Origin of the sequence: Chitinophaga sancti (assembly GCF_034087045.1) — a bacterium.
Taxonomy (GTDB): Bacteria; Bacteroidota; Bacteroidia; order Chitinophagales; family Chitinophagaceae; genus Chitinophaga; species Chitinophaga sancti_B.
In genome coordinates, this window is record NZ_CP139247.1 from 3,684,583 (window position 1) to 3,708,400 (window position 23,818).

Annotated in this window: 5 protein-coding genes; all 5 read left to right on the plus strand. The window is 43.7% G+C overall.

The window, feature by feature from the left end; all coding sequences use genetic code 11:
- Position 1 precedes the first annotated feature (1 nt).
- Genes SIO70_RS15295 through SIO70_RS15315 form a run of 5 tightly spaced genes read left to right on the plus strand, consistent with a single transcriptional unit; the run spans position 2 to position 23,806 of the window.
- Entirely contained in the window at positions 2 to 4,879 is a 4,878-nt protein-coding gene (locus tag SIO70_RS15295) for an aminotransferase class III-fold pyridoxal phosphate-dependent enzyme (RefSeq protein WP_320581721.1), read from the plus strand.
- An 11-nt stretch (positions 4,880 to 4,890) separates the two neighbouring features.
- Positions 4,891 to 5,910 (plus strand): TauD/TfdA family dioxygenase, encoded by a 1,020-nt coding sequence (locus SIO70_RS15300; RefSeq protein WP_320581722.1) that lies wholly within the window; start codon positions 4,891 to 4,893, stop codon positions 5,908 to 5,910.
- 11 nt (positions 5,911 to 5,921) lie between these two features.
- Positions 5,922 to 13,316 (plus strand): non-ribosomal peptide synthetase, encoded by a 7,395-nt coding sequence (locus SIO70_RS15305; protein WP_320581723.1) that lies wholly within the window; start codon positions 5,922 to 5,924, stop codon positions 13,314 to 13,316.
- A gap of 12 nt (positions 13,317 to 13,328) precedes the next feature.
- Positions 13,329 to 17,690: an amino acid adenylation domain-containing protein gene (locus SIO70_RS15310; protein ID WP_320581724.1), complete on the plus strand. Its 4,362-nt coding sequence runs from the start codon at positions 13,329 to 13,331 to the stop codon at positions 17,688 to 17,690.
- Positions 17,691 to 17,692: 2 nt separating this feature from the next.
- On the plus strand, positions 17,693 to 23,806 hold the full coding sequence (locus SIO70_RS15315) for a non-ribosomal peptide synthetase (protein ID WP_320581725.1): 6,114 nt from the start codon (positions 17,693 to 17,695) through the stop codon (positions 23,804 to 23,806).
- Positions 23,807 to 23,818: the final 12 nt, after the last annotated feature.

A 23,818-nucleotide genomic window follows, 5' to 3' on the forward strand; every position in this document is an offset into this window, starting at 1 on the left:
GATGATGGAAAATATTGACCTTGTCAGGAAGTTATACGAAAGCCTTAGAACGGCCGAAGCAAAGATTGAATCCCTGGAGAAAAAGGAAAATGGTCCCGTGGCTATAGTTGGCATGTCCTGTCGTTTTCCCGGTGCGGACAGTATCGCCGCATTCTGGAATAATCTGTGTAATGAACAGGATGCTGTGATTGAAGTACCGGCAGATCGCTGGAATACAAATTGGTTTTATGATAAAAATCCTGATACACCGGGTAAGTCCTATTGTAACAGTGGCACTTTTTTGGCCGATGTAAAAGGATTTGATGCTGCCTTCTTTAAAATTACTCCTGCAGAGGCAAAACATATGTCTCCGCAGCAAAGGATACTGCTGGAAACTACCTGGCAGGCGCTGGAATCTGCTAATATCCGCCCGGGAAGCCTGATGGGCACCGGTACAGCTGTATACCTCTCCGCGTCCGACGATCATTATAAATATTTTTCAACAGAAAATTACGGAAAAGGAATATCTCCTTATTCTGTTACAGGTACTGCTGCCGCTACTGCCAGCGGAAGAATTGCTTACCAGTTAGGACTAACCGGAGCCAATATGGTCGTAGATACGGCCTGCTCATCCTCTCTTGTAGCTGTAGATCTTGGTATGCAGGAATTACGGGCCGGCAAAACAGACCTCGTGATTGCAGGGGGTATCAACCTGCAGCTTTCTCCCTTAGGGCATATTTGCCTTTCTAAAACAAGGGCATTATCTCCCGATGGCCGTTGCAAAACATTTGATGAAAGTGCTGATGGATATGGGCGCGGTGAGGGATGTGGTATTGTTATCCTGAAACGATATGAAGATGCCGTAAGAGATGGAGACCATATTTTCTCTATCATCAGGGGATCTGCATTAAACCAGGATGGTGCCAGTAACGGGATGACTGCTCCAAACGGTCTGGCACAGGAGAGATTGCTGCATACAGCGCTCGAACAGGCAGGTGTTTCTGCCAGTGAAGTATTATACCTGGAAGCACATGGTACCGGTACCAAACTGGGCGACCCGATTGAGGTGGAAGCCATTCAACACGTATATAACAAAATACCGCGGCAAGATCATCCGCTTTATATAGGAAGTGTTAAAACTAATATTGGACATCTGGAAGCCGCTTCTGGGGTAGCTTCCCTGATAAAAACTGCTTTATGCCTTTATCACGGGAAAATACCCGCCAGCCTGCACTATAATTCACCCAATCCCGCTATCCGCTGGAACGACCAGGTAAAAGTAATCACTACGCTTACGGATCTACCTGCCAGTGCATCCGGATTTGCTGCCGTGAGTGCTTTTGGTTTTAGCGGAACAAATGTGCATATGATATTGCAATCAGCACACAAAGCAAATCAGGGAAAACAAACCGGTGAGGCAACCGTGTTAATGCTGTCTGCAAAATCTGTAAGATCCTTAAAAAAACTGGTGGAAACATATGTGCTTTACCTGAAGGATACAACATATGCATTCACTGATATTGCATTTTCCGCATTACATTGCCGGGATCATTTTGAAGAGAAACTGGCAGTTATTGCCACTGATAAACAGGCTGCTATCCAGCTCCTGCAATCATTTAATACTAAAGAGCGCCTGCTGGTAGCGCCTGGTGCAGATACAACAACATTGCTGAAAGATGCACATACTTACCTGGATTCTAAAATGATCACCCCGGCTGCATTTTCAATACAGGGCACAAAAGTACCCATACCGGTTTACCAGTTTGATCATGAGATGTACTGGATTGATGCCGCTTTATACCGCGCATTTATTCACCCGGAACAGGAGGATACCACTATGGCACTTGCAGCTGAAGTGAAAAATGTTTCGGCAGAATCATTGTCATTGTATGTAAACAGGATCATCTGTGAAATCACAGAACTTAGTACAGATGCCTTTACCGACGAAGATGATTTTTTCAGTATTGGTCTTGATTCTATCATGGTGATGCACATGCGGGAAATGATCCTGGATGATAAACATATCAATATTGAAATTTCAGCATTCTACGACCGGGTCAATACACCTGGCAAACTAAAGGAATTCCTGCAGGTTTCTTTGCCGGCAAACGCTTATGTGGAGGAACGTGCTGATGATAATGCCTATGTTCCATATAAACAACCGGAAGTTAGTTCAGATCAGAAACCGAATGAACAGGATGAGGCACTAATGGCACTGGTGAATGAGGTAGTGGAGAAGAGCGGAGGATCCCGTGAGATAACACAACACTTCCGCCGCTATTTTGCCAATAACAGGAATATTGCCGGCTTCAAACCGAAGTGGAAGGATATGGTGTATCAACTAGTGGCAGAAAAAGGCGCTGGCGCACATATATGGGATGTAAATGGCAATCGTTTCCTGGACTTTACAATGGGATTTGGAGTACACCTGTTTGGTTATAATCCTCCTTTTGTGAATGAAGCCTTACAGTATACATTACAGCGTCAGCTGATATTAGGAGCATTATCTCCCCAGGCAGGCAGGCTCGCAGAAAGGATCTGTACAATTACGGGAAATGACCGTGTGGCATTCTATAACACCGGTACAGAGGCTGTAATGGTAGCACTTCGTTTGGCCAGGGCTGCCACCGGTAAAAATAAGATTGTCCTTTTCTCCGGTTCTTATCACGGGACTTTTGATGGCATCCTGGCCAGACCTGGAAAAGGAATTTATGCTGAGCCACTGGCACCCGGCGTAAGCAACACCGTTAGTCAGGATGTAATTGTGCTGCGGTATGGTAATGAACAGGACCTGGAACATATTTTCACATTGGCTGGCGAAATAGCCGCTGTATTGGTAGAACCTGTGCAGAGCAGAAGACCGGATTTCTTTCCGGTAGCATACCTTGAAAAACTCTCGCATATTACTTCCGCCAATAACATAGCCCTGATCTTTGATGAAGTAATATCCGGATTCAGATTCGCTATCAATGGTATTCGTGCTTTTACAAAGGTCCGTCCGGACCTCAGCACTTATGGAAAGATTATAGGAGGAGGAATACCGGTGGGTATTGTAGCCGGGAATAAGAGATTTATGGATGCCGTCGATGGTGGTCACTGGTCTTATGGTGATCCTTCTTACCCTTCAGTGACCAATACATTTGTGGCTGGTACCTTCTGCCATCATCCGCTGGCCATGGAAGCCGGAATGCAGGTGCTTGATTACCTGGAAGCAAATCCTGATATCTATGTATCACTGGAAGAAAAAACAGCACAGATCTGCAGTGAATTAAACAGGTATTTTGAAGAGAAAGATCTTCCGGTAAGTATGGTTCATTTCGGATCGCTTTTCCGGTTTGTTCTCAAAGGAAATTATGAACTGCTTTTTTATAAACTGCTGGCAAAGAATATTTACATATGGGAGGGGAGGAACTGTTACGTGTCAACTGCACATACCCAGGAAGATATCCGCTATTTTATTGATGCAGTGAAGCAAAGTTTTGATGAGTTACTGGCCGCACAACTGATCCGCACTGAAGCACCGGTAGTAAATTCAAGTCTTTCCTATGCACAGCAAAATATCTGGTGGGCCTGGAAATTACAGCCTGATTCATCCGCATTTAATCTTTCAGAAACTTTGTTGATTGAAGGTCCATTTCTTCCTGCAAAATTTGAGGAAGCATGTAACCTGCTGCTTCAGAAGCATGAAATTCTTCGCATGTCCTTTTATGAGGAAGATGGGATACCCCGGCAGCAAATGCGCCCAGATGCCCGTATTACGCTCAGCGAGATCTTCTTACCGGAAGACGAATCAGCAGCAGAGAAAGTATTATTTGAGTTGAACAGCCAGCCATTTAACACCGCCAATGAATTATTATGGAAAGTATCTGTATGCCGGCGCGGTGAGGACCGTTATATCGTATCAGTAACCATTCACCATATCATCTGCGATGGCTGGTCAATGGAAATATTGTTCAATGAGCTGATCGATACCTATAATGAACTGACAACAGGTAATAAAAAAGATCCATCACAGCCTATTCAATACCGTCAATATATAGAAGAAGAACAAAATACAGCTACCAATGAACAACTGAAATCTTTCTGGCATCGCCAGGTAAATAACATAGCCCCGATGAATATGCCGGCTGTAACCGGTAGCCAGGGAAAAGGCGAAGAAACGCTTTTAATAAGCGGTGTAATGTATTCACAAATTAAGCAACTGGCGGCTGATCTGAACCTGAGTGTATTTATTGTAGTAGCCGCTGTTACACAATTGTTATTACATTGTTATACCGGCGCCACAGATCTCACAACAGGAACACCTGTTACAGGTAGAAGTAAAAATAAATGGAACAGGCTGATAGGCCACTTCCTCAATATACTGGTATTACGTATTGATATCAGGAGTGAAGAAAGTGCAGTTGATTTTCTCAACCGGCTTAAAACCCTGCTGCTGGAGATGTATGAAAAGCAGGATTATCCATTTGAACTGTTGAAAAATGAATGCTGGGACCGTAGCAGTACATTCCCATTCTTTGAAGTGGAAATTTCACTGCAGAACTTCCGGTTAAAACGCCATCATAATGACCGGAAATTTAATGATCTCACTGTTCGCCCTTTAGGCGGAAGCCTCTCTATAGATCCCAGGAAATATCCAATGGAGTTCCGCTTTGATGAAGGTCATGAAGATATTATGCTGAAACTGGTCTATGATAGTACGCTATATCCTGATGTGCTGATACAGGAAATGATCAGCGACTGGCAACAACTGCTTGAATTGCTTATAGACCAGCAGGATCAGGCAATTGGAGCACTCACTGCATCCATCAGAGAGATGCAACAGCAAAGAAAATCAAATGCACTTCAAACACACCGCAAAAAGAATATCACCGGCCTTTTATCCAACAAAATACCATAATTATATTCGTTATGCAATTTAACAGACCCCAGTTTTCCCTGAAAAATATACAACCTAAAACCGTTGATCTGCCCGAAGATATATTACAGCGGGAAACGATGTTACCTGGTCACTTTCCCATGGTATATAAGCCGGCTATAGATGGCATCTCCCTGCGTTCATGGATAGGAGATCACCTGGCAGATATCGGGACAGATTTAAAAAAATATGGCGCCATTCTTTTTAGAGGATTTGATGTGCCGGACAGAGATGCCTTCCAGGAAGTGATGAAAGCATTCGGGGAAGAGCTGATGTCTTATAAAGACCGTTCTTCTCCCCGTACTGAAATCAGTGGCAATTTATATACTTCCACAGAGCACCCGGCAGACCAGGTGATCAATATGCATAATGAACTTTCCTACTCTCATACATGGCCGCTGAAGATTGCCTTTTACTGTTCAAAACAACCATTGGAAAGAGGAGAAACTCCTATTGCAGATGTAAGAAAAGTATTAAAGCGACTGCCGGATGCACTTATCAGCAGTTTTAAACAGAAAGGTATTTTATACCGCCGTTTGTTACAAAAAGGAGTAGGCCTGTCATGGCAGGAAGTATATCAGACAGAAGATAGAGCCGTCGTTGAACAGCACTGTAAAACATACGGACTGAATTTTAAGTGGCTGGAAAAGGATGCCCTGGAAATAAAATGGTGCAGGCCTGCTATCCGTATTCATCCTGTTACAGGTGAAGAGATCTGGTTTAATCATGGCTATTTCTTCAACTTCATGGCACTGGCCCCTGAAATCCGTACAGCATTTGCTAGTATGGACGAGCTGCCCTTCAATACTTATTATGGAGATGGGTCTCCCATTGAACCTGCTTTTCTTACCGCTATTTACGAAGCCTACCGGGATGAATGTGTGTATTTCCCCTGGGTAAATCAGGATATCCTGTTAATGGATAATATGCTGGTGGCACACGGTCGTAATTCATTCACAGGAGCAAGAGAAATTAACGTAGTAATGATGCAGCCTTTCGGGGAACATGCCTAATTATTTATACAATGACAAGTATTTTATTGGACGCGATTACCCTGTCCCTTACTGAACAGCAGAAAGTGATATTCAAAACAGGTGGAGATAGACTCCCCGTTTTTTGTAACTGGAAGTTTGAAACTACTATCCCGGTAGATGTTCCGGTGCTGAAAAAAATGATTATCTGCCTTTTTCAACAGCATGAGGCGCTTTCGACCAGGTTTGTAGAACAGGCCAATCTTGTATACCCTTTGCAGAGAATAATGCCGGATGATGTTTCTGGCTATCATATCGCTGTGGAAAGCCATCCCGGTAATGCCACCGATTTCCTGCTGCATTGCAGAAACTATCCGCATGAGACTGAAATGCGTTGCGTATTTATGGCTGCTCCTGATACAACAGCAGGATATTGGAATGCATATCTGCAATTTCCATCAGGTATAGTTGATTTTCATAGTATGGGAAAGCTTTGCGTGGCTATTCAGGAACTCTTTTCCGGACGCATAGCCGCCATTCCGGTCGTTGCATATTCGCAATATGTAAGCTGGCAACACGATACATTAAAAGAAGTACCTGAAGCTGTAAAGGATTGGTGTAACAAACAGTTATCCGGGCAGACTGATTTTACCCCTTTCCTGTTTCACCGCACTGCACCTGTTATTGCCGGGAAATACGAAACCACCTGCAGACATACCATTCCACTCTCTTCTGTTATAACCAGGGAATATTGTTATGCGATTTTTGCTATACTACTCAGTCATTTTACCAATAAAAACGTGGTACGGCCAGGTATTGTTTTACCCGGACGTATATATGATGAACTGGATCAGACTGTAGGATTAATTGACCAGGTAGTGCCTTTACAGCTTACTTTTGACGAAACATGTTCTTTCCATCAACTCAGGACTTTAACCGGTAACCTACTGTCAGAACTTCAATCTGTAGCAGAGTATATCAGTCATGACCTTATTCATACCACTCCTTATATTATCCAGTATGTGAAAATGCCGGAAGGCGTTAGTTTGGATGACTGGCAGGTACTGCAACCCGGTGCCGCTTTACAGTTGGATATACTGGAAGATCATACCCACATCACAACAAGGTGGAATTATAACACGGCCTGTTTTAAAAAGTCTGATGTGGAACAACTGGACGTTGTGTTGCAAAGGTTATTTGAAAAAGGAACAGCTCTTCCGGACAACCTCACGGATGTAAACCAGCTCACAGAAACATTCTCTGTTACTCCGGTAAAGCCGGATCCCACACAAAAGGATATCCTCGGGATGTTTAATACCGCCTGTCATAAATATGCAGCTAAGACAGCGGTTATGGATGATCTTCAAAGTTATACTTATACCTCCTTACAGGAGCAATCGGATATGCTGGCTAAATGCCTGATAGCAGAGAAAGGTATTCAGCGCGGAGATATCATTGCATTATGTACATCCAGGAGTGCAGACCTTATTGCTGTTATTCTGGCCATTCTGAAAACCGGCGCTGCTTTTCTTCCTGTTGATATGTCCCAGCCGGACGAACGTATTCATGCCGTGTTGAATGATGCATCACCCGCACTTATCCTGACCGCACTGCCGGGTGACCGGCATATCCCAGGTAATACCTGTACGGTAAACAGCTTATTCAATACTACGGAAATTAACACCGCCATCACACTTCCCCAAACGCAGGGAACAGATCTGGCCTATATCATTTATACATCCGGTACAACCGGTAAGCCGAAAGGATGTATGATCAGCAGGGAAAACCTGTCGCATTATATACACTGGTGTAATAATAATTACCTGAAAAATAATGATTACGGTAATTTTCCCTGGTTCACACCATTGTCTTTTGACCTTACCATTACCACTATCTTTTTACCATTGGTAAAAGGGAAACGTATCGTGGTATTCCCTGAAACCAAACAGGCAGATGTAATACTGCAGGAATGTTTTTCCGGAGTGAATGGAGTGGATAGCATAAAACTGACCCCTTCACATATCAGCCTGCTGAAACATACGGATATTAAAAGCACATCCATTCAACTTGTGATCACAGGTGGAGAACAATTGCTTCACTCTCAGGTGGATTTACTGTTCGGACTGAATGAAAAAATAAATCTGTATAATGAATATGGCCCTACGGAAGCTACTGTGGGATGCATTGTAAAGAAAATACAGCCGGATGATGAGCTGATCACCATTGGTAATCCTATTGCCGGTATGCGGGCAATGATTCTTAACAACCGGCAGGAACCCTTGATGCGTGGGTTGATGGGAGAACTTTATCTCTATGGTAACGGCATTGCCAAAGGTTACCTGAATAATACCACGCTCACTGGTGAAAAATTTATTACGCTGGGAAATACACTGTTTTATCGTACCGGGGATCTGGTGAGAAGATTACCAAACGGAGAACTCATTTTCCTTGGCAGAATAGACAGCCAGGTAAAGATCAGGGGATACCGGATTGAAACAGAAGAAATTTTATACCATCTCACCCGTATAAAAGGAATTGTAAAAGCGCATATTCTGGTAGAGCAACAGTTGAATGAACCTGTACTGGCTGCCTTCTATGAAGCCACATCCGTTATAGATAAACAACAGTTGCTGAAAGCCCTCAGTGAAAAGCTACCGGCTTACATGATACCGCAACAGTTCTACCAGGTAAAAAATATGCCACTCTCCGTTAATGGGAAAACAGATGAAAAACAGTTGCGGTTGCACACCCTCACAATAAAAGAAGACGCTGTAACTTTTGAGCCTCCCATCAATGAAACTGAAGAAAAAATAGCTGCTATCTGGATGGAGATTTTGCAGGTAAACCGTATTGGAAGGAATGATCATTTCTTTACATCCGGCGGGCAGAGTATAAAAGCTTCTGCACTGGTAGCAAGATTAAATAAACAGTTTCACACTACGCTTACCCTGAAGGATATTTTTGAGTATCCTGTTATTTCAGAACAGGCCACTCAGATAACAAATCATATAAAATCATCTCCTGCAGAAGGCCCCATAGTACTTCCTGCCCAGGAAATGTATGAGCTCTCCGGACAACAATTGCGTATCTGGACGGAACATCATGCCACACCGCTATCCACTGCATATAATATGCCGGTAGCTTACCGCATCAGTGGGCCTTTTGATATAGCACGACTGGTTGCTGCATTTGAAAAAGTGATTACGCAGTTTGAATCCCTGCGTACCACCTTTGTTGATACCGGCGCAGGCGGAATAAAACAGCAGATTCATCCAGGTAATACACTGCAGTATCATTATGAAGAACTGGCCAGGGATGCTGATATAGGGAAAATTTTGCAGGATCATGGTCAGCAGTATATTGCGCTGGATGTATTACCCCTATATAGGGTAGCTGTTTACAAAGTGGCTGCTGAAGATTGGTTATTGCTCATTAACCTGCATCATATTATTGCAGACGGATTATCGGAAGATATCCTGCTGAACCGGCTGTTTACTTATTATGAAGCTGACCATGCCGTCAATGTGTTGAAAGCGCCATTGCAATATAAGGAGTATGCTGCATGGCAGAATAAGCTGAACGCTGCGCACCGGCATAGTGCAGCATACTGGCTTCATAAGTTCAATACCCCGGTTCCTGCATCCGGTATTCCTGCTCCAGGCAAAACAACACGGTTACAGGAAGATATGGCAGACACTTATACCGTTGACTTTGGAAAGGAACTGACAGCCGGGTTGCTGGCATTTTCCAATACACATCAACATACACTTTTCACTGCGTTATTGAGTATCGTAGATCTGTTATTATATCGTTACAGCGGGGTGAAAGAACGGGTAATAGCTGTACCCGTAGATAATCGCCTGGATGTGGTTTTTGAACAACAGGTAGGCTTTTTCCTGAATACTATACTGCTTAAAAATACATTGGATTCTGCAGCGGATGCGTTGCAATTAATTGATAATTGGGCCACAGAACTGGCTGAAGCGTTACAACATAAACAATATCCTTATGAATGGCTGGCCAGGGAGCTGGTTAGCCGAGACCAGATGCAGGGGCAATCTCTTTTTCATGCACTGGTTAATTTCCAGGAACGGGAACATGGAAATGTGATAGAGAAAGGAGGCTTGCGGCTTGAAAAGATGGACTACAATTACCGTACAAATGCCAAGGTGGAACTGGCATTCAATTTTTCGCTGCATAACAATAACCTGTACCTGGCAGTAGACTATAACAGTTCTCTTTATTCAGGAGAATTTATACACCGCATGACCCGTCATTGCATGGAACTTACCAGGCAACTAATGCTTGATGCCCAACTCCACGTAGGTAAAATACCGATGCTGGACGATGCAGAACAACAGCAATTATTTGCGTATGCTTCAGGTCCTTGTAAAGCACTTTTACCTGGAATGACAATCATTTCTTCCTTCCAGGAACAATCATTGAAACATGCGGGACGTATAGCTGTTGTTTCGCCATCAGGAAGTACCACCTATGAAATGCTGGGAAAGAAAGTGGGTATCATAAGTGAACTGCTGACTGATTGGGGCGTTGAACCGGAACAGGTTGTGCCGGTACTGGCAGCCGGTAATGAATTAACGATTGTAACCATGCTGGCTATTATGCAGTGCGGCGCGGTTTACCTGCCCATAGATGCAAAACATCCGGAACCCCGGATTAATTCCATACTCAAACAGGCAGGAGTGAACCTGGTACTTAATACATCCGGTATGCCTTTCCTGTTGGCAGGAATAGATATCAGGGTTCCCGAGACCAACCGTCCTCTCTATAATTATGACGCACCTGTAGTCATTAATCAGGAATCTCCGGCCTACATGATTTTTACTTCCGGTACCACCGGTGTCCCCAAAGGGCTCACTATTACGCATGGTGGATTCATGAACATGATTGCAGCACAAACCGAAGGTTTTGGTATCCGGGAAACGGACCGTTGCGGATGGTTTGCATCTCCAGGATTTGATGCCTCACTGTCTGAAATATTTATGGCACTTTTTTCAGGGGCGGCACTACACATTCCGGAGCCCGGTCTGATGCACAACCAGCCTTTATTTATTGACTGGCTGACGGAACACGCTATTACAGTAGCAACCATCACTCCCGCTTACCTGCAGGCACTGCCATCCGCATTACCATCCGCTTTGCGGGTGTTAATTTCGGCGGGTGAAACCTTACCTGTAAAAACCGGGCAGGCCCTGGCAGCCAGGCATACCTTATTTAATGCCTATGGTCCCTCTGAAAATGCGGTATGTACCACCTTTACAAAAATTAATCCTTCAGATACTGTCATGTCAATAGGTACGCCTATTGTAAATGTAAAAGTTCGTGTAGTAGATACCGACGGCATGATGGTGCCGGTGGGTGTACCCGGTGAACTACATATTTCAGGGCCCGGACTTGCAAAAGGTTATTACAACAATGACAGGGAAACCGGGAAACATTTTTATGAAGAAGACCATCAGCATTGGTACCGCACGGGTGACTGGGTACAATGGTTACCCGGAGGACTGCTGGAATTTATAGGCAGAAGGGATCAGCAGATAAAAATTAATGGTAACAGGATGGAGACGGAAGAAGTGACCCGTTGCCTGCTGGAACTTCCTGCTGTGAAAGATGCGGTAGTTGTATATCATACATTTGAAACAGCACAACATCCGGTCCTGCTGGCATATGTTGTGCTGCAAGAAGAGTATGCTGACTATACAACGGATGCCCTGATGTTTGCATGCAGGACTGTTTTACCATCTTATATGGTACCTGCATTTTTTGTGCCGGTTGAGCATATACCACTTAACATCAACGGTAAGAAAGATATTACAGGTTTACCTTCTCCCTTCCTGCACATACCTGATCATGAAACGGTGGCAGTAACCGCAGCAGAAATACTGTTATGTGAGCTGTACGGGGAGTTGCTGGGAATTACCGTTGCAGACCGTTTTACAAATTTTTTCGCAGCCGGGGGGCAGAGCCTGATGGCGATAAAATTGATTTCAGCGATTTACCGGCAGGAAAAGAAGCGCATTACATTAGGTGATTTGTACCGGTATCCGGTGGTGCATGAACTGGCATCGTTGTTGGAAGCCAAAGAAAAGGATCCCGACCTTCAGGAAGAGAGACAGGACCGATGGATCAGCGCTACTCCCATGCAGCAGCATGTATGGGCTGATATGGAATTACAGGGTGGACTAAAATACCTGATGACAGGTGCTTTTGAACTGAAAGGTCCGCTGGATGTATCCCTTTGGTTAAAAGCAACCACAAAAGTCCTGGAAGAACAGGACGCACTCCGTTACCGTTTCCGGTTATCAGGCAACGGGCTTTTATGCAAACCATTTGCAATTGAAGTTACACAGGTGCAGTTTCAGGATCATATGGATGGGCAGGACAAGGAGACTTTCGTAAAGGAATTGTCTGCCATTGCTATAGATCCTACACTGGAGCCCTTATGTTATTGTTACCTCCGGGAATATGGTGCGGGCGATTATCTCTTTGCTTTTAAATTACATCATCTTATAGGAGATGCATGGACCATTAAAATCCTTTTTACTTCAATTCTTGCATATTATCATGCATCCACTGAAAATGAAAATATCATATCCTATAATAATTACGCAGATGAAATAAGCAAGGTATCTCCTTTTGTTCCTGATCGTAAAAGGCTTGCAGGTACGGGAATATTAAAGGAAATAACCGGTAAAAGCGGAGAGGGTTATTTTAAACATCTGTTTTCAGAAAGTGTACTGGTAAGTATCCGTGCCCTGGCACAGTTATATGAAGTGTCTTCATTTGCTGTAATCACAGGCCTGCAGGCATTGTCTTTCATGGAAGCTGGAGAATCCGCTGCACTTACAGTTTATACACCTTTACACGGAAGATTCGATCCGCGCTGGCATCACACTGCAGGAGTGTTTATGAATGTAGTGGCTTTCACTATTGCCAGGCAGCCTGGTATGCGTTTGGCTACATTATTACAGGAAGTACAACGTCAGTATACCCGTTTTACGAATGACACCGTCGCATTTACCGCACAATGGATTCCTTCAGCTGCGGAAGAGAATATAGCACGCGGTACCATGGAAATTCATATAGATGATTTTTCGGAACAGTATGGTGAACAGATAAAATCCCTGCCAGATATTGCTGTATTGCCTTTTGAATCGTCTATAAATATGGTAAGGAAATTCAGCGTGGAATTGCATTTTAAAACAGATTACGCTGCACTGATGGCGGAATGCCTGTTTGATCGGCAGTTTTTTAGTGAATCAAACATAAGGCGTGGTATCAACAGGCTGGAGCAGCTGCTGCTTGCACCTGTACACGATGACTCATTAACGGTTGCGGAGCTGATGAAGGACATCAGCAACAGGGAGAATGCAACTGTACAGGCGTCACAATCATCAAATATAAAAGCATTTTTAACTAAGAGATAAGCATCTTCATTTATGAGTACCTTTCATATATCTCCTGTACAGAAAAGAATATTCAGGCATTCAAGGGAAAAGAAACTATTTCATTATGCATTGTTCCGTATAAATGTTCCTGTTGCCCATGATCTGGTACAACGCTGGCGCCAGCTGGTAAATAAGCATAGCATTCTGCGTACTACATTTACCTATAACAACAATGTATTACTCCCGTTCCAGGAGATAACAACAGCAGACCACACAACAGTAAAGTTAATTACAGCAGATGAAAAGGACATCGCGGATAACTGGAATATGTTTACAAAAGAAGAAAGTGATGCCATCAGGCTGATCATCTTTCAGACAACTGAGGAACAACCGGTTTATTTTGGCATCGTCTCGCCGGCTGTATATTTGGATAGCTGGTCTATACGGTACCTGGCACAACAACTGATCACCACAGCCGATATAAACGCCGAATCTCCTGAGTTTGTGCAATATGTGGAATGGCTGGAGCAACTTTCTCCTCCGGATGAAGGTCTTCCCGCCGGATTGGAAGCTGCATGGACAAAGGGTACAGGAGCATGTACCCTTACGCTGGAAGAAGGTCATGCAGACGGACAAACCTATATTACACAGGAAGTGATCCTCCCGGATGATCTGTTAACTGAGCTGAACGCTATCGCGCTCAAAATGGACCTTCGGCCATGTGATATCTGGTACTGGGCCTGGACAAACCTGCTCGCTTTATACCAGGAGCAGGAACAGGGATCACATCTCCTGGTTTCTTCCGGGCGTAACTTTGAGGAGTTCAGAGAAATTCCCGGCCCGTTTGCCAAAGCAATCAGTTATCATATACGAAAAGAACAGCAGCAGGATATATTAAGCCTGAAAGAACAAAGAGAGAGTCTGGAAGTATACCGGGAATATTTTAATCCGGAAGGGATGCCTGCACATTCCTGTTCATTTGAATACCTGGAGCGTATACATTTTCCTGATACGGTGATGAAAGAAATGCCGGTCTGCATCGATAGTTTATCTGTTAATGAACCATTTGTGCTTTCGTTTTTTGCGGAAGAAAGGGTTGATACAACAAGAGTATTATTGCAGGCGAATGAACAGGCAATATCCGCAGTATCACTTGCCTGGATCAGCCAAACCCTGCTGCAGTATATCAATGCCTTTGCAGAACAGGAAGGAGATGTAATAAATATTCCTGTATTGTTAACCCCGGATGCAGAAAAGAAAATACTGGATGAGCTGGCATTTGGAACTGACATATTATATGATAAGGAAACATTGACAGATATTTTTATAGATACGGTTACCCGTTTCCCTGAAAGTAACGCCGTAATCTGGGGGCAGGGTAGTATGACATACAGGGAACTGTTCTTTCGCGCCAGGCAATTATCGGAAACGTTAATGGAACAATTTGATATCTCTCCGGGCGATAGAGTAGTAGTACATGTTTCCCGCACAGATAAAGTGGTGCCGCTTATCTGGGGAATTATTTTTAGTGGTGCTACTTATATCCCGGTAGATAAGCAATACCCGGAGGAAAGGATCAGGTATATCCTGGAACAGTCTGATGCAAAACTCCTCATCACAGACAGTACAATGGATACGATGCTGAAAAAGGTATCCTTTGATCAGCTGTTAATGGAATCTGCTGTAATCAGTTTGTCGCGCTCACTACCGGTATGCGGGGCTGATCATCCCGTTTACATATTGTATACGTCGGGAACCACCGGTTTGCCGAAAGGTTGTGTGATTACGATGGATAACCTGTTGCATTATACCCGTTGGGCAAACAGTTATTATTTCAATGATGCTGCAGAGGGAGTAATGCCATTATTTACAACGCTGGCATTTGATCTTACCGTTACTTCTTTTTTCTGCACGCTGATGAGAGGAGCTGCCTTATATGTGTTTGGAGAACAGGATTACATAAATCAACTTATCAGTGATTCCTTTAAAGGATTATCCGGAATAGATACGATTAAATTGACACCATCGCACATACGGATTTTACCATATCTGGATGTGCATACCACTCACATAAATACCTGTATTGTAGGAGGTGAGGCATTACTTGAAAGTGATGTTAAAATATTGAGGGCCCTAAATCCAGGGATGAATATCTATAATGAATACGGTCCAACGGAATGTACGGTAGGCTGTATTGTATGGAAAGTGCCTGAAACATTCCATACAATCCTGGTAGGGAAACCTATCAGTAATACCAGTGCATTCATCTTTAACACGGATATGGAGTTGTGTTCACCCGGTATTGAGGGAGAAATTTATATCAGTGGAAAAACAGTTGGTGCCGGGTATTTCAGGGATGACGAAAAAACAGCAGCCAGGTTTATTCCTGTTGCCGGTACTTCCAGCAAATTGTATCGTACCGGCGACAAAGGCTATTGGATGCCGGATGGTAACATCCGTTATACAGGCAGGAATGATCAGATGATCAAAATCCGGGGTTACCGGATAGAACCGGGTGAAATAGCGGCTGTAATAAGACAGGTGGCCGGTGTGAATGATGCTTTTGTAATGGCATGTATGAATGCAGATAATGAATTGGAACTGGTAGGCTATTATGAAGGAACACAATTATTGACAGATAAAATACAGGCACAGCTTAACATCCATCTCCCTGTATACATGCATCCTCCTCACCTGATAGCGCTGGAGAAATTTCCACTGAATGTAAATGGTAAACTGGATATGGCTGCACTACCTTCTCCCGAAGAAGTACGCGGGCGTATGCATCATTATGTAGCACCACAAAAAAAGCTGGAAAAACTGCTGGCAGGTGTTTGGGAGACTGTAATGAAAAGAACACAGATAGGTATACATGATCATTTCCTGAGTATAGGTGGAGATTCCATTAAAGCTATCCAGGTTGTAGCACGGATGCGCGATATAGGATGGAAATTGCAGGTGGGGGATATTCTCAGGTGTTCAACGATCGCATCGCTGGTGAACTACCTGCAAGAAAATGATCCGCATCCTGAAGCAGATGCCGCCATCACAGGGGAAGTACCACTTACACCCTTGCAGATTAAATTTTTCAACGATAACATTACACAACCTCATTATTATAATCAGTCCATCCTGTTGGATGCGGGAGAGCGGGTGAATGAAGACCGGCTAAAAAAAGCCATTCTTAAATTGTGGCATTCACATGCCATGTTACGCGCTACTTTTCCAATAACAGACAATGTACGCACCCTGAAAATATTACCTGCGGACATGCCTGGAAATGATTGTTTCCTGGTGCTTTCCAACGCTGATGAGCAGAAGGAAGAACAGATGCGATACTGGCAGGCACGGTTTGACCTGGAAAGAGGGCCCTTGTTTCGCTGTTTGTTGTTCCGCGATGGCGAAAAAGACATGATCTTCCTTTTAGCACATCATCTTATCATAGATGGCGTATCCTGGAGAATCTTACTGGAACAGTTATCCCGGCTGTACCTGATGACCAACCCGGAAGACCTTCATCTTTCAGCTACAGGGTCCTATTACCAGTGGTCAGTTGCTTTGAAGCAGCGGGTGCAGCAGATCTCTGTCGCTGAACAGGATTACTGGGAAAAGATGAGTGAAAGCATAAAAGATGAATGGCCGGCAGAAAGACACATAGAAAAGACATTCCGTCACTATGAATTGCGAAGTGGTGTTTTGCCCGCAGAAAAAACAGGTCAGTTGCTGCACATGGATCTGCATGGAATGGGAATATCGATCGAAGAGATCTTACTATCCTGCCTGTCTGAAACGATCTGCAGGTGGAATGGGATGGACGAAATAACCTGTTACCTGGAATCTCATGGCAGAAGTAGTACCGGTGATGCTGCTGTTTTTGCAGAAACGATTGGCTGGTTTACCATGAAATACCCAATCAGGCTTTCCGGCATGCCGGATGCTGAAGTAGCGGGCAACATTCAGCAAACCATTCATGCGATGGAACAAATACCCGGTAATGGAGAAGGGTATCTTTGTCTTAAATACCTGACGGAAGAAAATGTGCTTAAAAATGGGAATGAGCCGTTTTTTACTTTCAATTACCTGGGACAAGGAGATACGCTGGATAATACTCCGTTTTCCATTCATAAAATATCCTCTTTTCAACAGGATATCGGGGGAGAAATTTATATGCCTTCTGCGGTTTTCTTTACACTGATTATTACAGATGGTGTTTTATGCATTGATATTTCTTATCACCAGGGAGTTTATACAAGGTCTGCCATTGAAGAGCTGTTGCAGCTATACATACTTACCCTTGAAAGATATATTACCGAATTGCGGAGTGATACCTATTCATTTAAAAGAACATTATCCGGAATAGATACCCAGGGGCTTAATGCAAGGGAGCTGGATGAGATACTTAATTCAATTTAACGATGCAGCATAATATTCAAAGTATACAAATACTAACACCCCTGCAGGAAGGGTTGTTATTTCATTCCCTGGCAAAGACGGATGATCAGGCTTATTTTGAGCAATATTGTTTTACCCTGCCTGGTAAAATAGATGAAGTCTGTTTTGAAAAAAGTCTTGCCTTCATATTTCAACGGCATGATGCATTACGTACAAAGTTTATTGCTGATAAGGGTGTTCGGCCAGTGCAGGTGATACTGGAAAGTATGACACCGGAGTTAAGTGTTCACCCGCTGGAAAAGGATGAACCGGCTAAACAGCAGGCATACCTTGATACATTTCTTGAACAGGACAGGTTACGTTCTTTTGAGCTGCAGTCAGGACCATTGTTCCGGGTAGCGATATTACAACTGGGCGATGTTTCAAAGCTGGTGGTTTCATTTCACCACATAATTCTAGATGGCTGGAGTTATGCGATTATCATGCATGAATTGATCAGTCATTACCGCGCAGAAAAGAACGGGCTGCAGTTTCAACCTGGTAAGCCGGTTTCTTTTACGGGTATTACGGGTTGGCTGGCCACACAGAAACAGGAAGAGATAACGGCTTACTGGTTAAAGCACCTGGATATTGAACCGGATTTTACGGTGGCTTCTTTAACCCCCGTTTTTATGCAGCCCTCCGTTAGCATGCAGCAGGTTTCCCTGCAAACTGTTTTAAGCACGGAAGTATCAAATGCATTAAAACAGGCAGCAGTAAAACTCCGCGTAAGCGTTAATTCCATCTTATATGGTATATGGGGAATTTTATTATCGCGATACAGCCGCCGGCAAAAAGTTGTTTCGGGTGTAACAGTGTCCGGACGTGAAATTGACATCCCTGATGCCGAACGTGTGGTGGGTATGTGTATCAATACAATGCCATTCGCATTCCAGGTAGAAGATAGCTTATTACTGGATCAGTATTTTAAGGATATTTCGGGGAGACTGATCAGCAGCTTTCCCTATCAGTATTGTTCCGTAGTGGAAATTCAACATGCGGCAGGAATAGAAGGTGCACTGTTTGATCATATACTGGCAGTGGAAGATTACCCGTTTGATGAAGTGAAAAACCAGCGCGATGATAAGGTATTTGAAACAACTGTATTTGATCGTACCAATTATCCCTTATCTGTTCATATATCTGTAGGAGAGGGTATTTTATGGCGACTATCCTACAACCCGGACAGGTATCCGGATGCACTTATGGTGCAGGTGCTCAAACACATTGAACTGCTGGCTACCCAGGTAGCAGCAGCTGTTAGTCATGGTTTACGGCTCTCAGACATCAGCATTTGGGGGGATGTCCATACGAATAAACTGATCAATAGTTTCAATGATACAAAGGGCGATTATCCGGCAGAAGAAACGCTTTTATCGATTTATTACGCGCAGCTAAATCGTCAGTCGCCGGCTATTCTTGAAGATGAAAATCACCGGTTTACAGTAAAGGAAATAGAGCTGTACAGTAATGCGGTACAGTCTGCACTGGCCGGCGCCGGCATTGAAAAAGGGGATGTAGTGGCTATTTGTTGCGAACGGTCTGTATGGCTGATGGTGGCTATCATGGGGGTTTTTAAACGTGGAGCCACTTACCTGCCGATTGATATGCGGTTACCAGAAGAACGTATCTCCTACATGATGCAGGATGCGGGGGCAAAGGTGGTGCTTGGGTATGGTAAACTTTCTTTTAGTACTGGCGCAGATAACATTTACATAGATATTGAATCTGCTATTCAACAGCCGCATGTATCCGGCATTGATGTGGTTGCCCTGGAACCGGCAGATGCGGCATATATTATTTATACTTCCGGATCTACCGGTAACCCTAAGGGAGTGGTGGTGGAGCATGGAGCTGTGGTGAACAGGATATACTGGATGCAAAAAGAGTATCCACTGTCACAAATGGATTGCATCCTGCAAAAAACCACCAGCAGTTTTGACGTTTCTGTATGGGAGTTATTTCACTGGTTGTTTTCCGGATGCAATACTTTCTTTTTAGCTGCAGGGAAGGAAAGTGCACCAGACGAGATGATACGCACGATCAAAGAGCGGCAGATTACAGTGATTCATTTTGTACCTTCTATGTTGTCCCTGTTTATGGACATGCTTTTACAGGAAGGTAATGCCAGTGATTGCGCTTCTCTGCAATATGTTTTTTCCAGTGGAGAGGCATTATCCTTTGGAGCAGTACAACAGTTTAATGACTACTTATACCGGCAGCATAACACCCTGCTGATTAATCTGTATGGACCAACGGAAGCGACTGTGGATTGTACCGGGTTTGTTTGTTCTCCTTTAGCGGAAACTTATAAATATATTCCAATCGGAAAGCCTTTGCTGAATGACAGGGCTTATATCTTTGACGCACAATACCGGTTACTGCCACCGTGGATACCAGGCGAACTCTGGGTTGCAGGTGTCGGCGTTGCACGTGGTTATATTGGTAAAGAATCACTGACCAGGGAAAAGTTTATGGCAGATCCTTTTGTAAAAGGCGAACGGATGTACCGTACCGGGGATCTTGCGATGTGGAGTGATACCGGCAATCTCATATACCTGGGCAGAATAGATCAGCAGATTAAATTCAATGGCCAGCGGATAGAACCCGGTGATATTGAAGCAAAAATATTATTGTTGGAAGGAGTGCGGGAAGCCGTTGTCCTGTTGCATAAAAAGGCGGCTGGAATTTCCATATTATATGCTCTTTATACAGGAGATGAAATACCGCTGCTTAGCATCCGGGAACAACTGGCCAAATGGCTTCCGGCATATATGATCCCCTCTGGTTTTAAGTGTGTGGAACATATACCGCGATTAGGCAGTGGAAAGATTAACCGTAAGGAGGTACTTTTATTACTGAAAGATGAAGTGCCTGCCACTGCCGGTTTGCAGGAAGATGCAGTACAGTTTGAATTAAGGCAGATATGGCAAAAACTGATCGGGAAGCAGGTAGACCCTGCACTTGATTTCTTTGCCAATGGCGGGCATAGCCTCACCGCTATCAGGATGTTATCTGCTATCAGAAGAAATTTTGATGTACAGGTTTCCTTACCGGATATATTAACACATAACACGCTGAAAGATCTGTCGGCTTTCATAAAAGAACTGCAACCATCCTCCGCAACTATTGTTACAGCTTCTCCTGCGCCGGATGCACTGGCACTGCTACCTGCACAGGAAAGTATTTACGTGTTGGAAAGTTTGCCTGATATTGGTTGTACTTACCATGTTCCCGGCCTGATACGCCTGGAAGAAAAACCGGATGAACAGCTTTTGCTGCAGGCTATAAAAGAGCTGATGAAAAGACATACAGTTCTTTGTACCAGGTTTCTACAAATTGATGGTAATGTGCAACAGCAGATACTTCCTGCAGATATAGTATTTGATGCATTCATTATAGCGGGAGGATTAACTTACCTGGAGCCGGATAGCGAAGATCCATTAGCTTTATTCCGGCAGCAAAGGCAAAAAATAGCTATTGATCAGGCGCCATTGTGCAGGTTTTATCTGTTGCAGCAGCATAGTGTCTTCTTCCTTTTAATGGATATACATCATCTTATCACAGATGAGTATTCCAACACTTTATTCCTCCGGGAATTAATACAGTTATATCATCAGGAAGAACTTCCTCAGCCTTCCCTACAGTTTCATGATGTGGTAAGATGGTATGAACAAACATATCTTCCGGGAGAGCAATATGCAAACGACAAAGCGTGGTGGGCCAAATGGTTGGAAGCATTGCCGGCTTCATTACAGTTGCCGGCAGCACCTATTACCGGTGATTCATTGTTTGAAGGAAATACATTACAGGATGTATTTCCTGCCGGAGTCGCCGGTAAGATCCGGTCATTGTCGGCAGATCTGGGTGTAACAGACTTCGCCGTAATATTATCTGTGTTCCAGTTAGTATTAGCCCGTTTAACAAAACAAGCCAGCTTTACTTGTGGTATTCCTGTTTCCAACAGGAGTATTGCCGGGATGGAAGATGTTACCGGGTTTATGGTAAACACGCTTCCCATCCGGGCAGATTTGCTACCGGCTGTTCCCTTCCGGGAATATATGCGGGAAACAGGCAGGCGGTTATCAGCATTGATGCAACATGCATGGTATCCGCTTTCACATATTTTGATGGATAAGAAGTTAGCAGGCTCCGGTAATACACAACCCCTGTTTAATATTCTTTTCAATTACGTGGTATTACCACAGGATGACGATGAACGGGATTTTCCGGACAAGCAGCTTGAGACGGATGCTAAATTTGATCTCAGTATTGAAGTTACCGCGCAACACGAAACTTTTTTTATTTCTGTGATATATGCTACCGGAAAAGTGGATGCGGCTTTCCCGCAATTATTGTATGATACTTTCTGTGAACTGCTGGAGGGAGATATTATAAAACTGGATACTTTCATCAAAGTTAAACTGCCTGCAATTGAAACGCCTGTGCCATTGATCGTTACAAGGGATACAACTGCCGATACCATTGTATTGCAACAGCTATCCCTGTTATTTAAAGAAACACTGGGGCTTGAAGTAGTACATCCTGAAGATGACTTTTTCTTTTCAGGCGGTCATAGTCTGTTAGCGATTAAACTGATTAACAGGATACGGGAGCGGCTCAAAGTAAAGCTCAATTTGTACGATGTATTTAATAACCCGCGGTTGGTCGACCTGGCATCATTGATCACCTCCCTTGAAAGAGCGGCTGATCAGGATATTCCAATGGCTGGGGAGCGCGATTTTTATGCGGTTTCACCTTTGCAGAGAAGGCTCTGGTTGCTTCAGACAAATGAACCGCAGGATATCTCTTACAATATGACCACCGCTTTCAGGGTAATGATTGCTTTAAACAAACCATTACTTGAAGAATGCCTGGATTACCTTGTGCAGCGTCATGATCAGCTGAGAGCAAGCATAGTGCTGTATGATGATGGTCCTGTAGTAAAATTATCAGGAACACTGCTTTCAGCTGCTTATCTGCATTATGTAGATGGTGTTGAAAGCGTAGAGGAATTTAAATCCCTGGCAGGTGATTTCTGTAACCAGCCGTTCATATTGAATCAGGGGCCGTTATTCCGTGTGATGATCATGCAAAATAATCCGCAGGATTTTTATATCGTATTCAACCTGCACCATATTATTACGGATGGATGGTCTATCTCTATCCTGTTATCAGAATTGATCCTGCTTTACAATGCAAAACTAAAAGGAGATCATTATTCGTTGCCTCCACTTTCTTTACGTTATGTAGATTTTGCACAATGGATGTCTGGAAGGAATCAGCAAGACTCATCCGCATACTGGTTGTCGAGAATTGGACCACAGATCCGGCAGGCCGCTTTTCCACATGTAAAAACTGAAGACAATTTATTGGGAGCCACTTCGAATTTTATTCTGCCTGACGATCTTTCACGTCTGGTTATACAAACAGCCCAGGAAAGGAAATGCACCACATTTCAACTAATGATGTTTGCTTTTGCATTATTGCAATCCAGGCTTTCGGGCAATGATCATTTTATAATTGGCACCTCTGTATCCGGGAGGACGAACAGTGCGATGGAGCCTGTTGTAGGATTTTTTGTGAATATGATGCCTGTGGTAGTAAATATTGATAAACAGGTGATACTCCGGGAAGCCTTACAGCATTTTGCAGCAGGTATGGCTGCTGATATGGCACATGCCGCCATTCCATTTGATGAGTTGTCTGCCTTATTCAGAAAAGAGAGAGCGATACAGTTAGGGAATTATATCAACACCCGGTTTGTATATAACGATTTTTCTTCGCTGGATATACATGCCGGTGATATTGCAGTTGAAGAGATAGAAGTGAAAATGGAAGGAAGCAAGTTTGATCTCAGTTTTACCGTGCAACCATTCGGGGAAGGTTTATCACTCAATGTTGAATATAAAACAAGCATGTATACCAAAACGGTGATTCATACTTATGCGAATCAATGGCAAATGATGCTGAAACGTGTTTGTGAACTGGACGACGTGAAGGTGGAATCGCTTTTTTTAACCGGTTGGGATGAATCTGCTGTCAACCTGAAATCCCGTTCCCATGAGCTATTGAAACATTTGAAAGGTGTATCATAAATAAAACTGAAC

Excerpts from the sequence above, each read along its gene's own strand:
- SIO70_RS15295 (WP_320581721.1), top strand. The coding sequence starts at position 2 with ATGATGGAAAATATTGACCTTGTCAGGAAGTTATACGAAAGCCTTAGA.
- SIO70_RS15310 (WP_320581724.1), top strand. The coding sequence starts at position 13,329 with ATGAGTACCTTTCATATATCTCCTGTACAGAAAAGAATATTCAGGCAT.
- SIO70_RS15300 (WP_320581722.1), top strand. The coding sequence starts at position 4,891 with ATGCAATTTAACAGACCCCAGTTTTCCCTGAAAAATATACAACCTAAA.
- SIO70_RS15315 (WP_320581725.1), top strand. The coding sequence starts at position 17,693 with ATGCAGCATAATATTCAAAGTATACAAATACTAACACCCCTGCAGGAA.
- SIO70_RS15305 (WP_320581723.1), top strand. The coding sequence starts at position 5,922 with ATGACAAGTATTTTATTGGACGCGATTACCCTGTCCCTTACTGAACAG.